This is a genomic window from Pantoea sp. SGAir0183 (assembly GCF_043545505.1).
In genome coordinates this window covers 3,262,101-3,274,504 of sequence record NZ_CP028053.1, presented here as the reverse complement: position 1 = coordinate 3,274,504, position 12,404 = coordinate 3,262,101, and the positions used below count along the sequence as shown (strand labels likewise).

Annotated in this window: 12 protein-coding genes; 9 read left to right on the top strand and 3 right to left on the bottom strand. The window is 53.7% G+C overall.

Annotation, left to right across the window (positions count from 1 at the left end):
* The first annotated feature begins 104 nt into the window (after window positions 1–104).
* The 4 genes from hupB to C1N59_RS15285 all read left to right on the top strand — a co-directional run bounded on the left by hupB (window position 105) and on the right by C1N59_RS15285 (window position 3,459).
* Complete coding sequence (hupB, locus tag C1N59_RS15300) at window positions 105–377, top strand: nucleoid-associated protein HU-beta (protein WP_006117956.1); 273 nt, start codon at window positions 105–107, stop codon at window positions 375–377.
* Window positions 378–627: 250 nt separating this feature from the next.
* Window positions 628–2,496: a peptidylprolyl isomerase gene (gene ppiD / locus C1N59_RS15295; RefSeq protein WP_262959921.1), complete on the top strand. Its 1,869-nt coding sequence runs from the start codon at window positions 628–630 to the stop codon at window positions 2,494–2,496.
* Between the two features lie 139 nt (window positions 2,497–2,635).
* Window positions 2,636–2,959, top strand: coding sequence for a helix-hairpin-helix domain-containing protein (locus C1N59_RS15290; protein WP_033738667.1), 324 nt, complete (start codon window positions 2,636–2,638; stop codon window positions 2,957–2,959).
* 95 nt (window positions 2,960–3,054) lie between these two features.
* Entirely contained in the window at window positions 3,055–3,459 is a 405-nt protein-coding gene (locus C1N59_RS15285) for an acyl-CoA thioesterase (RefSeq protein WP_394549834.1), read from the top strand.
* 36 nt (window positions 3,460–3,495) lie between these two features.
* Here C1N59_RS15285 and queC read toward each other — a convergent pair whose 3' ends face one another.
* On the bottom strand, window positions 3,496–4,191 hold the full coding sequence (gene queC / locus C1N59_RS15280) for a 7-cyano-7-deazaguanine synthase QueC (RefSeq protein ID WP_006117951.1): 696 nt from the start codon (window positions 4,189–4,191) through the stop codon (window positions 3,496–3,498).
* Window positions 4,192–4,299: 108 nt separating this feature from the next.
* Complete coding sequence (locus C1N59_RS15275; protein WP_033738668.1) at window positions 4,300–5,334, bottom strand: PLP-dependent cysteine synthase family protein; 1,035 nt, start codon at window positions 5,332–5,334, stop codon at window positions 4,300–4,302.
* Window positions 5,335–5,451: 117 nt separating this feature from the next.
* Between C1N59_RS15275 and C1N59_RS15270 the strand changes: the two genes are divergently transcribed.
* The 5 genes from C1N59_RS15270 (at window position 5,452) to amtB (ending at window position 11,391) form a co-directional block, all read left to right on the top strand.
* On the top strand, window positions 5,452–5,913 hold the full coding sequence (locus tag C1N59_RS15270) for an Lrp/AsnC family transcriptional regulator (protein ID WP_033738670.1): 462 nt from the start codon (window positions 5,452–5,454) through the stop codon (window positions 5,911–5,913).
* Window positions 5,914–5,937: 24 nt separating this feature from the next.
* On the top strand, window positions 5,938–7,707 hold the full coding sequence (locus tag C1N59_RS15265) for a SmdA family multidrug ABC transporter permease/ATP-binding protein (RefSeq protein ID WP_394549833.1): 1,770 nt from the start codon (window positions 5,938–5,940) through the stop codon (window positions 7,705–7,707).
* Window positions 7,700–9,475: a SmdB family multidrug efflux ABC transporter permease/ATP-binding protein gene (locus tag C1N59_RS15260; protein ID WP_394549832.1), complete on the top strand. Its 1,776-nt coding sequence runs from the start codon at window positions 7,700–7,702 to the stop codon at window positions 9,473–9,475. The genes C1N59_RS15265 and C1N59_RS15260 overlap by 8 nt, the downstream gene beginning before the upstream one ends.
* Window positions 9,476–9,732: 257 nt before the next feature.
* A complete protein-coding gene (gene glnK / locus C1N59_RS15255; protein WP_003850469.1) occupies window positions 9,733–10,071 on the top strand; it encodes a P-II family nitrogen regulator in 339 nt (112 codons plus the stop codon).
* 33 nt (window positions 10,072–10,104) lie between these two features.
* Window positions 10,105–11,391, top strand: coding sequence for an ammonium transporter AmtB (gene amtB / locus C1N59_RS15250; protein ID WP_033738675.1), 1,287 nt, complete (start codon window positions 10,105–10,107; stop codon window positions 11,389–11,391).
* A gap of 48 nt (window positions 11,392–11,439) precedes the next feature.
* On the opposite strand, the gene tesB is transcribed toward amtB, so the two are convergent.
* Window positions 11,440–12,303: an acyl-CoA thioesterase II gene (gene tesB / locus C1N59_RS15245; protein WP_006117944.1), complete on the bottom strand. Its 864-nt coding sequence runs from the start codon at window positions 12,301–12,303 to the stop codon at window positions 11,440–11,442.
* Window positions 12,304–12,404 lie beyond the last annotated feature (101 nt).

The window sequence follows — 12,404 nt, the reverse complement described above, 5'->3', positions numbered from 1 at the left end:
ATTACCGTTGTTTCGGCATATAAGGCTTGATATAACTTGCTGCGCGTTCGTGCCCGACAGGAAGCGTGGGTACGATGTGAAATAATAAAGAGGGGATGAATAGAGTGAATAAGTCACAACTGATCGATAAAATTGCTGCCGATGCCGACATTTCTAAAGCAGCAGCAGGACGTGTTTTAGATGCATTTATGGGCTCTGTTTCTGACGCGCTGAAAAGCGGAGATGAAGTGGCGCTGGTAGGTTTCGGCACTTTCTCAGTACGTGAGCGTGCAGCGCGCACCGGCCGTAACCCACAAACCGGTAAAGAGATTACTATCCCGGCAGGTAAAGTACCGGGTTTCCGTGCAGGTAAAGCACTGAAAGACGCTGTCAACTAATGACAACGCCACCACTCAATAACACATTTTCTTGAGTGGATTAGAGGACGGTTAACGCGTTCTCATGTAACATACGGGCACATCAATAAGATGTGCCTTTTTTACATCCGGAGAGGCGGTTTAAGGTTGCGAGACTTGTCTCAACAGGATGCATGCTGCCAGCCAGACTTGCAGCGGAGTAATGCGTCGGGAAGATGGCGTTATTGCGGCAGGGCTTTACATTCACACTACAGCGGAGTGTTGTCATACCATGATGGACAATTTACGCGCGGCGTCGAACCATGTCGTGCTCAAGATTATTTTGGGGTTGATCATTCTCTCCTTTGTGCTGACCGGCGTTGGCAACTATCTGATTGGCGGTAACAACGATTATGCGGCCAAAGTTAATGGCCAGGAGATCAGCCGTGCGCAGTTAGAGCAGGCGTTCAACAACGAGCGCAATCGTCAGCAGCAGATGCTGGGTGATCAGTTCTCGCAGCTTGCAGGCAACGAAGGTTACATGCAGCAGATGCGCCAGCAGGCGCTGTCTCAGCTGATTGACCAGGCATTACTGGATACCTACATAAAAGATCTGCATATTGCCATCAGTGACGATCAGGTCAAACAGGCTATCTTCAGCCAGTCTGCGTTTCAGACCAACGGCAAGTTCGATAATGCTAAATACAATGCGATGATCCGCAATATGGGATTCACGCCGGATCAGTATGCCGAAGCGTTGCGTAAACAACTGGCCACCCAACAGCTGATCAATGCGGTCGCGAATACCGATTTTATGCTGAAAAATGAAACCACTAAGCTGGTGGATTTGGTGGCGCAAAAGCGTGATATTCAGACGGCTACCCTCGATGTGAATGCTCTGGCTGCAAAGCAAACCGTCAATGACGACGAAATCAACCAGTATTATCAGCAGCATAAAAGCAGCTTTATGGCCCCTGAGCAGTTCCGCGTAAGCTATATCAAACTGGATGCCGCCAGCATGCAGGAAAATGCCAGCGATGCGGATATTCAGGCCTGGTACGATCAACATAAAGCGGACTACACGCAGCCCCAGCGCGATCGTTACAGCGTGATTCAGACCAAAACCGAAGCCGATGCCGACGCTATTCTGGCGCAGCTGAAAGGCGGCGCGGATTTCGCGGAACTGGCAAAAACCAAATCCATTGACCCGATCTCTTCCCGTAAAGGCGGCGATATGGGCTGGCTTGAGCCGTCAACAACGCCAGACGAGCTGAAGAATGCGGGACTGAAAGAAAAGGGTCAGCTTTCCGGTGTAATCAAGTCTTCTGTAGGTTTCCTGATTGCCCGTCTTGACGACATCAAGCCTGAGCAGGTTAAACCGCTGGCAGAAGTACGTGATGAGATCGCGGACGCGGTCAAACAGGATAAAGCACAGGCGGAATTCTACAAACTGCAGCAGAAAGTCAGTGAAGCCGCGAGCAATGATAATGAGTCGCTGGCTGGTGCAGAGCAGGCGTCAGGTATGAAAGCCACAGAAACAGGCTGGTTCAGCCGTGACGATGTGCCTAAAGATCTCGACTTTGATGCCGTTAAGCAGGCCATCTTCAATGGTGGGTTAGTGGGACAAAACGGTGCGCCCGGAAATAACTCTGACATCATCAATGTCGATGGCGATCGTGCCTTTGTACTGCGTATCAGTGCGCATAAACCCGAAGCGGTGGAACCCCTCGACAAGGTAAAAGCGCAAATCACCGAGACGATCAAGCATGATAAAGCGACGCAACAGGCAAAAGCCCAGGCTGATAAACTGTTAGCCGAGCTGAAAGCCGGTAAACCGGATGTGCTGAAAGCCGCAGGTCTGACGTTAACCGCCAGCAAAACGGTTGACCGTAACACGCAGGATCCCGTTGCTCAGGCTGCCTTCAACCTGCCAGAGCCAGCGGATAACAAACCGTCATGGGGCGTGGGTGAGGACATGCAAGGCAATGTGGTGCTGATCGCGGTGAATAAGGTTACGACCGGTAGCCTGCCTCAGGCGCAGATTGACGAGATGGTCAAAGGCGTCACGCAAAACAACGCGCAACTGACCTTTGAAGCCTTACTGCAAAACCTGCGTAAAGCGGCCAAAATCAAATACGGTGCCGCTGCTCAAATGCAGTAATCCTCGCAAATTTCAGGTAACAGCTGAAATGACTAAAGGCCGCTTATGCGGCCTTTTCCATTTTAGAACGTTGCCCTTTGAGTCTGTTTAGCGGACATGACACGCTGAGCCTGCTGTTTAACACAAGGAGAAACACAGCATGGCTAAAACCCACTTACATGCCTTTTATCTTTCCCTCGCCCTGTGTGGCGCCCTCGTTCAAACGCCACTGGCAGCGGCGGAAACCCCCAGTGAGACACAGGCTGCACAGGTTTCAATGCCGCATCAGGAGCAGGTCAGTATCAATGAAGCCACGGCGGAGCAACTCTCAGCGGTGATGAATGGCGTTGGTCTGAAAAAGGCGCAATCTATCGTCAGCTATCGTGAAGAATACGGGCCGTTCACGGCGGTAGATCAACTGAAAGACGTGCCTGGCTTTGGTCACGCGCTGGTGGAGCGAAATGCCTCACGGTTAAAATTGTGAAGTGAAGCGCAACTCTGATGCTTAACCTGCTGTCAGGGCGGGACTCTGCTAGAGTGAACAGGTCCAACCAGTCAATAAGCAGCAGGAGAAGGATCATGCAGACCACGATAAAAGTGCGCGGCTACCATCTGGATGTTTACCAGCATGTTAACAATGCGCGTTATCTGGAGTTTTTAGAGGAAGCGCGCTGGCAATGGCTGGAAGAAGCAGAGGCCTTTACCTGGCTGCTTGAGCAAAAACTGGCTTTTGTGGTGGTAAACATCAATATCAATTATCGTCGCCCGGCCGTATTGGGCGACGTACTGGAGGTCAGCAGTGATATTAAGCACCTCAATGGGAAAAGTGGCATCATCACTCAACACATTTTGTTAGCGGGCAGTGAAACGGTGGTCGCGGATGCTGCACTGACGTTTGTGTGCATTGATCTTCGCACGCAAAAAGCCGTTCCGCTCGAAGGAGAACTGCGGCAGCGACTGGAAAGATTAATGAAGCCGGTCTGATTGAGGCGGCGACACGCCATCGTCGCCGCAAAAGTATTATTCCAGACCGGTTTTGGCCTTCATGGCGGCCATAATGCCAGCGCGATCCTGCTGATAGGCCTTCAGGCCATTGGCCCGCAGATGGCAGGCGGCACAGTCGCCGCAACCATCGCCTTTAATGCCGTTGTAGCAGGTGAGGGTGTCTTCGCGGATTAAGGTGAGCTGCTGCCAGTAATCGGCCAGCGCCCAGGTTTCGGCTTTATTAAGCCACATCAGCGGTGTTTCAAAACGAATGTTACGCGCCATGCCCAGGCTGACGGCATGGTTGAGCGCCTTGACAAACTCATCGCGGCAGTCGGGGTAGCCCGAGAAGTCGGTCTCGCAAACGCCTGTGATGACCGCTTCCGCTTCAACCTGATAGGCATAAACTGATGCCAGGGTCAGAAACAGGATATTGCGGCCGGGGACAAAGGTGCTGGGCAGGCCGGTTGCAGTCGGGTCATACGATGGCACCGGGATGCTGTCACGCGTCAGGCTGCTCACCGCCAGCGCATTCAGCATCGTCACATCCAGCACTTTATGAGCACGGGCACCCAGCTTCAGGGCCAGGTCGCGGGCAACGTCAATCTCTTCACGATGACGCTGACCGTAATCAAAGGTCACACAGTGCACTTCATCATAACGTTGCAAAGCCTGAACCAGACAGGTGGTGGAGTCTTGCCCACCGCTAAACACCACAACAGCGCGTTTCATGAGATATCCCAGTTTAAACATTTGCGCTTATGGTAATACCTGAGTGCGCCGCTGAACAGCTGCAGGCGGCGATCACATCAGGTTATATCTGCCTGGCGGGGTGAAATATTATTCCAGTTCGCGCTGCCAGGGCGTGATATCACCAATATGTTGTGCGACCCAGTCAGGCTGGTAGTAAGTGTCAGGATAGCGCTCGCCGCTGTCGCACAGCAGGGTAACCAGTGAACCCTGTTGGTTATTGTCGCGCAGGCGTTTGGCCACCTGCATCATGCCCCAGAAGTTTGTGCCGGTAGACGGGCCCGGTTTACGCCCCAGCAGGGTTTCCAGCTTAAGCATGGCGGCAATCGAGGCTGCATCCGGGACTTTGATCATTTCATCAATAACGTCGGGCATAAACGACGGTTCCACGCGCGGACGTCCAATGCCTTCAATCATGCTGCCGCGCTGACCGGTGAGCAAGGCATCACGGTTTCGCCAGTAGTCGTAAAACACGGAATGCTCCGGATCAACAACCAGCAAACGGGTATCGCATCCCTGATAGCGAATGTAGCGGCCAAGCGTGGCGGAGGTCCCACCGGTTCCCGCACTCATAATCAGCGTATGAGGAACAGGAAAAGGCTCATTCGCCATCTGGCGGAAAATACTCTCGGCAATGTTGTTATTGCCGCGCCAGTCAGTTGCCCGCTCTGCATAGGTGAACTGATCCATGAAGTGGCCATTCAGTTCCCGCGCCAGCCGTTCTGATTCGGCATAAAGCTGACAGGGATCGCTCACAAAATGACACTGTCCACCATAGAACGTGATTTGTTCGATTTTACGTCGGGCCGTACTGGCTGGCATCACGGCGATAAAGGGCAGGCCCAGCAGGCGGGCAAAATACGCCTCTGAGACGGCGGTGCTGCCCGATGACGCTTCAATCACGGGCGTACCCTGTTTGATCCAGCCATTAGCGAGAGCATAAAGAAACAATGACCGCGCCAGACGGTGTTTCAGGCTACCGCTGGGATGCGTACTTTCGTCTTTCAGATAGAACCCGATTCCCGGGAAATCGGGCAATGCAAAGCGGATCAGATGCGTATCCGCAGAGCGTTGAAAGTCAGCATTGATTTCGTTTATCGCGTGGCGTATCCAGCATGAAGACATAAGGGTTATTTCCGACCGGGTGAAAGCCCCCTATTTTAAGGCACGTGCAGGAAAAAGAGCTTGCAGCTTTTGCAGTAAGATCGGCGTAATGGAGAAAAAATTTCTACCGGAGTGCGCATGTTAGATAAAATCGACCTTAAACTGCTGGCGATGCTGCAGCAGGATTGCACAGTTTCGCTCCAGGTACTGGCGGATGCGGTTAACCTCACCACCACGCCCTGCTGGAAGCGCCTGAAAAAGCTGGAAGAAGATGGCTTCATCCGCGCACGCGTTGCCCTACTTGATAATGAAAAACTCGGCCTGTCACTTACCGCCTTTATGTTTGTGAAAACCACCCAGCACAGCAAAGACTGGTATCAGGAATTTGTGTCGGTAGTGCAAAGCATGCCTGAAGTGATGGGCTTCTATCGCATGGCCGGGGAGTATGATTATCTGCTGCGTATTCAGGTTGCCGACATGAAAAGTTATGATGCCTTCTATAAGCGTTTAGTTAATGGTGTAACAGGCCTGATCGATGTGACCTCCAGCTTTGCGATGGAAGAGATCAAATACACTACAGCCCTGCCGGTTGCCCCCTGATTACCTGAGATTGAGAGCTGCCTTGTGCGATTATTCAGCCAGTTAAGTTGGTATTTTATCCGTGAGTGGCGGCGTTATCTGGGCGCCGTCACTTTATTAATCATCATTGCCGTACTGCAACTTTTGCCGCCGTGGGTGGTTGGCGTGGTGGTTGACGGCGTAACGCATCACAGCATGAGCGCCAGCCGCATTATGATGTGGATTGGGGTGATGCTGCTGACTGCCGTCGTGGTTTATCTGCTGCGTTATGTCTGGCGCGTGCTGTTGTTTGGCGCGTCCTATCAACTCGCCGTCGAATTACGCGAGGACTTTTACCGTCAGCTCAGCCGACAGCAGCCCGCCTTTTACCTGCGCCATCGCACCGGCGATCTCATTGCCCGTGCCACGAACGATGTGGATCGCGTGGTTTTTGCTGCCGGGGAAGGCGTGCTCACGCTGGTGGATTCGCTGGTGATGGGATGTGTTGTGCTGATTGCCATGAGTACCCAAATCAGCTGGCAGTTAACGCTGATTTCGCTTATTCCAATGCCGTTTATGGCACTGGTAATTCACCGCTATGGCGAGCAACTCCATAACCGTTTCAAACTGGCTCAGGCCGCCTTTTCCAGCCTGAACGATCAAACGCAGGAGAGCCTGACCAGTATCCGTATGATCAAAGCATTTGGACTTGAGCAGCATCAGTCCCAGCAGTTTGCCGATATTGCACGCGATACCGGCGAAAAAAATCTGCGCGTCGCCCGGGTGGATGCGCGTTTCGATCCCACCATCTATATTGCCATTGGTTTTGCCAACCTGCTGGCGATAGGCGGCGGAAGCTGGCTGGTGTGGCACGGAGACATGACGCTGGGCCAGCTCACCAGCTTTGTAATGTATCTTGGCCTGATGATTTGGCCGATGCTGGCGCTGGCATGGATGTTTAACATCGTTGAACGAGGCAGCGCAGCCTGGAGCCGCATCCGCGCATTATTATCCGAAGCGCCAGTGGTGGAAGACGGTGATCACACCTTGCCTGAGCCAGCGGGAACGCTGCAGGTGGCTATCCGCGAATTTCATTATCCCGCCAGTGCCGGTGCGGTATTAAGCAATGTCACGTTCCAGTTAAAACCGGGCGATATGCTGGGGCTGTGTGGCCCGACCGGCAGTGGTAAAACCACGTTACTGAGTCTGATTCAGCGTCATTTCGACATTCAGCAAGGTGATATTCGCTACCATGCCATCCCGCTGCCGTCGCTGCGTCTGGACAGCTGGCGCAGTCGCCTGGCCGTGGTGAGCCAAACTCCGTTCCTGTTCTCGGACAGTGTGGCCCGCAATATTGCGTTGGGTAAGCCCAACGCTACGCAGGACGAGATTGAGCAGGCGGCGAAAATGGCCTGCGTGCACGAGGATATTCTGCGTCTGCCGCAGGGCTATGAAACCGAGGTGGGCGAGCGCGGCGTCATGCTGTCGGGTGGTCAAAAACAACGTATTTCCATCGCCCGTGCCTTGCTGATGAATGCGGAAATTCTGGTGCTTGATGATGCACTCTCGGCGGTTGATGGTCGCACTGAACACGACATCCTGCATAATCTGCGGCAGTGGGGCAAAGGGCGAACGATCATTATCAGTGCGCATCGTTTGTCGGCGCTGACAGAGGCCAGCGAAATTCTGGTGCTGCAAAAAGGCACGGTGGCACAGCGTGGCGATCATGCCGGGCTGGCGAATATGCCTGGCTGGTATCGCGATATGTACCGTTACCAACAGCTGGAAGCGGCACTGGACGACGCTGAGAGGGAAGAAGAGGTGGCACATGGCTAAATCACAACGTATGTGGCCAACGCTCAAACGCCTGCTCAGTTATGGCAGCCCGTGGCGCAAGTCATTGTCTTTGGCCGTGTTGATGCTGTGGATTGCGGCCGCGGCAGAAGTGACCGGTCCGGTTCTGGTGAGCTATTTTATTGATAATCTGGTCGCAAAGCATCAGATGCCGTGGGGCACGGTGGCGGGACTGGTCGTAAGTTTTATCCTGTTGCAGCTTCTGGCTGCCGCTTTGCATTACTGGCAGGCCTTACTGTTTAACCGGGCCGCCATTGGCGTGGTACAGCGCCTGCGCACCGACGCCATGAATGCGGCACTGCGCCAGCCGCTCGGCGCCTTTGATACGCAGCCGGTCGGGCAAATTATTTCCCGGGTCACGAATGATACCGAAGTTGTTCGGGATCTGTACGTCACGGTGGTGGCAACGGTGCTGCGTAGCGCCGCGCTGGTCGGTGCCATGATGGTGGCGATGTTTAGTCTGGACTGGCGCATGGCGCTGGTGGCGATGTTAATTTTCCCGATGGTGCTCATTGTGATGCTGATTTATCAGCGCTACAGCACGCCGATAGCCCGTCGTGTACGCAGCTACCTGGCAGACATTAATAATGGCTTCAATGAAGTCATCAGCGGAATGAGCGTGATACAACAGTTTCGCCAGCAGGCGCGCTTTGGTGAACGCATGCTGGAGGCCAGCCGTTCACATTATCTGGCGCGCATGGAAACGCTCAGGCTGGATGGTTTCCTGCTACGGCCGCTGCTGAGCCTGTTCTCCGCGCTGATACTCTGCGGATTGCTGTTGCTGTTCAGCTTTTCGGTGCCGGGTGTGTTTGAAGTTGGGGTACTTTACGCCTTTATTACCTATCTGGGGCGCCTCAATGAACCGCTGATCGAACTGACCACCCAGCAGTCGATGCTGCAACAGGCGGTCGTGGCGGGCGAACGTATTTTTGAACTCATGGATGCGCCACAGCAGCATTACGGTCATGACGATCGGCCTCTGCAATCGGGACGCATTACGCTGGAGAACCTGAGCTTTGCCTACCGGGACGATCGTGAGGTGCTGAGTAATATTGATCTCGACGTGCCTTCGCGGGGCTTTGTCGCCCTGGTGGGACATACCGGCAGCGGCAAGAGCACACTGGCAAATTTGCTGATGGGCTATTACCCCGCCACGCGCGGCGAGGTGCGCCTGGACGATCGTCCGCTTAACCAGTATTCCCATGAGGCACTGCGTCGCGGTATCGCGATGGTACAGCAGGATCCGGTGGTGCTGGCCGACACGCTGTTAGCGAATGTACGGCTGGGTCGGGATATCAGTGAAGAGGCGGTCTGGTCGATACTTGAACAGGTACAGCTGGCCCCGCTGGCGCGCGCCTTGCCTGACGGTATCCATACCCGACTGGGAGAGCAGGGTAATAATCTCTCGGTAGGGCAGAAACAGTTACTGGCCCTGGCTCGGGTGCTGGTGCAACTGCCGCAGATTTTAATACTGGATGAAGCTACCGCGAATATTGACTCCGGCACGGAGCAGGCGATCCAACACACGCTGCGCACCTTACGTCAATATACGACCCTGGTAGTGATTGCTCACCGCCTTTCCACTATCACCGAGGCCGATACGATTCTGGTTTTGCACCGTGGCCGCGTTGTCGAGCAGGGGAATCATCAGCAGCTGCTGGCCTTGCAGGGCCGTTACTGGCAAATGTACCAGCTGCAGCAGGCAGGTGATCGGCTCGAATCGGATGAGGTGCTGACCAGTGCCGGATGATCTGCACCTTTTTTGCGCATTTTTTCCTTGTTGACCCGTTTGGATGCACGTCTTTGTGCTTAACAGCACCAAAAGCGTGCATCCGCTTCGCTTAGCCATCCCATCACTGCGTCCTGCTTATTTATTCTGCGTTTCCTAACCCTGATTCTATCGCAGCCTGGAAAGTGATTGTGCCCATTAATTATATCTGGCACAGGCTTTGCTTAACTCTCTCCGTGTCCATGAGACCGACCTATTTTAATCCTTAAGGAGAGGCTATGAAGCTGGTTACCGTTGTGATTAAGCCGTTCAAGCTGGAAGATGTGCGAGAAGCATTGTCTTCAATTGGTATTCAGGGACTGACCGTCTCCGAAGTTAAAGGTTTTGGGCGTCAGAAAGGACATGCTGAACTCTATCGCGGGGCGGAATACAGCGTAAATTTTCTGCCGAAAGTAAAAATTGATATCGCCATTGCCGATGACCAACTGGACGAAGTAGTGGACGTAATCAGTAAAGCGGCTTACACCGGAAAAATTGGCGACGGCAAGATTTTCGTTGCTGAACTGCAGCGCGTGATTCGCATACGTACCGGCGAAACCGACGAAGCCGCACTGTAAACAAGACTCAGTAATGTGATGGGATGGAAAAAAATGAATAAAATGCTGACCAAGTTGGGCCTGACCAGCCTGGCACTGTTACCGTCGCTGGCGATGGCGGCACCTGCCGTAGCGGACAAAGCCGACAACGCCTTTATGATGATTTGCACCGCACTGGTGCTGTTTATGTCAATTCCTGGGATTGCACTGTTTTACGGCGGCCTGATCCGCAGTAAAAACGTGCTGTCGATGCTCACACAGGTTGCGGTGACCTTCTCGCTGGTGTGTGTGCTGTGGGTGGTTTATGGCTACTCACTGGCCTTCAGCGAAGGCAATGCCTTCTTTGGCAGCTTCAACTGGGCCATGCTGAAAAACATTGCACTGACCGCCGTCATGGGCACCTTTTATCAATATATTCACGTCGCGTTCCAGGCATCCTTTGCCTGTATCACGGTCGGTCTGGTCGTCGGTGCGCTGGCGGAACGTATCCGTTTCTCCGCGGTGCTGATTTTTGTCGGTGTCTGGCTGACCCTGGCTTATCTTCCCATTGCGCATATGGTCTGGGCGGGCGGCTTACTGGCTCAGGATGGCGCACTGGACTTCGCGGGCGGCACGGTGGTGCACATTAACGCTGCGGTAGCCGGTCTGGTTGGTGCTTACCTGGTGGGCAAACGTGCCGGTTTTGGCAAAGAAGCATTCAAACCACACAACCTGCCGATGGTGTTCACCGGTACTGCGATTCTGTATGTTGGCTGGTTTGGTTTTAACGCCGGTTCAGCTTCCGCTGCGAATGAAATTGCTGCTCTGGCCTTCCTGAATACCGTGGTTGCGACGGCGGGTGCGGTGCTGGCCTGGACCTTTGGCGAGTGGGCGCTGCGTGGTAAACCGTCTTTGTTAGGTGCCTGTTCTGGCTTTATTGCTGGTCTGGTTGCCATCACGCCGGCTTGTGGTTATGTCGGTGTCGGCGGCGCGCTGATCATCGGTATCGTGGGTGGTCTGGCAGGTATCTGGGGCGTGACAACGCTGAAAAAATGGCTGCGCGTTGACGATCCCTGCGATGTGTTCGGTGTCCACGGTGTCTGTGGCATCATCGGTTGTATCCTGACCGGCGTGTTTGCTTCATCTTCACTGGGCGGCGTGGGTTATGCGCCTGGCGTGACCATGGGCCATCAGGTTGCGATTCAGTTGCTGAGCGTGGGCGTTACCATTGTCTGGTCTGCCGTCGTTGCCTTTATTGGCTTTAAACTGGCCGATATGATCGTCGGTCTGCGTGTACCGGAAGAGCAGGAGCGCGAAGGTCTGGACGTCAACAGCCATGGCGAGAACGCTTACAACCAGTAACTTGTCAGTCTGAATAAATAAAAAGGGGCGATGATTCGCCCCTTTTTGCTATTCGCTGCGCTGACGCATAACGCCTTCCTGCACGGTAGACGCGACCAGCTCACCCTGTTGATTGTAAAACTCCCCGCGAACAAAGCCGCGTGCACCCGATGCTGAGGTGCTTTCAACGCTGTAAAGCAGCCAGTCATTAAAGTTCAGTGGCCGATGGAACCACATAGAGTGATCAATGGTCGCCACCTGCATATCGGCTTCAAGAAAACCTTTACCATGCGGTTGTAAGGCCACAGGCAGAAAGTTGAGATCGGACGCATAGCCAAGGAGGTACTGATGGATACGCACATCGTCGGGCAGGGTGCCATTGGCCCGAATCCACACCTGACGCTGCGGTTTATCGACATGGCCTCTTAACGGGTTGTGGATCTGTACCGGGCGGATTTCCAGCGGGCGTTCAGCGACAAATTTTTCGCGTAATTTTTCCGGCAGCATATGCGCCATTTTTTGCGCCATTTGCTGCTCGTTGGCCAGGTTTTCCGGTCCTTTAACCTGCGGCATCGGTTTTTGATGTTCAAACCCGCTTTCCGGAGACTGGAAGGATGCCGTCATATAAAAGATCGGCTGACCATTTTGGATGGCACTGACGCGGCGCGCGCTAAAACTTTTGCCGTCGCGCAGACTTTCAACATCGTAAATAATCGCCTTTTGGCTGTCGCCGGGGCGAAGAAAATAGCTGTGAAAGGAGTGAACGCCCCGATCCTCGGGAACGGTCTGTTTGGCCGCAAAGAGAGCCTGTCCAACGACCTGACCGCCAAATACCTGACGCAGGCCCAAATCTTCGCTCTGGCCGCGAAATAACCCCTCGTCGAGTTTTTCCAGATGAATAAGATTAAGCAGATTTTCGAGTGCCTGACTCATGGCGCTATCCTGAGAAAATGTATTTTGTTAAGTGTGAAAGATCCGACCAGTTTCCGTCAACCACACTTTTGGACTTTCATCCAACCAGGCAAACTTTTGAT

Excerpts from the sequence above, each read along its gene's own strand:
- C1N59_RS15260 (WP_394549832.1), top strand. The coding sequence starts at position 7,700 with ATGGCTAAATCACAACGTATGTGGCCAACGCTCAAACGCCTGCTCAGT.
- C1N59_RS15275 (WP_033738668.1), bottom strand. The coding sequence starts at position 5,334 with ATGTCTTCATGCTGGATACGCCACGCGATAAACGAAATCAATGCTGAC.
- C1N59_RS15270 (WP_033738670.1), top strand. The coding sequence starts at position 5,452 with ATGTTAGATAAAATCGACCTTAAACTGCTGGCGATGCTGCAGCAGGAT.
- glnK (WP_003850469.1), top strand. The coding sequence starts at position 9,733 with ATGAAGCTGGTTACCGTTGTGATTAAGCCGTTCAAGCTGGAAGATGTG.
- queC (WP_006117951.1), bottom strand. The coding sequence starts at position 4,191 with ATGAAACGCGCTGTTGTGGTGTTTAGCGGTGGGCAAGACTCCACCACC.
- C1N59_RS15290 (WP_033738667.1), top strand. The coding sequence starts at position 2,636 with ATGGCTAAAACCCACTTACATGCCTTTTATCTTTCCCTCGCCCTGTGT.
- ppiD (WP_262959921.1), top strand. The coding sequence starts at position 628 with ATGATGGACAATTTACGCGCGGCGTCGAACCATGTCGTGCTCAAGATT.
- amtB (WP_033738675.1), top strand. The coding sequence starts at position 10,105 with ATGAATAAAATGCTGACCAAGTTGGGCCTGACCAGCCTGGCACTGTTA.
- tesB (WP_006117944.1), bottom strand. The coding sequence starts at position 12,303 with ATGAGTCAGGCACTCGAAAATCTGCTTAATCTTATTCATCTGGAAAAA.
- C1N59_RS15285 (WP_394549834.1), top strand. The coding sequence starts at position 3,055 with ATGCAGACCACGATAAAAGTGCGCGGCTACCATCTGGATGTTTACCAG.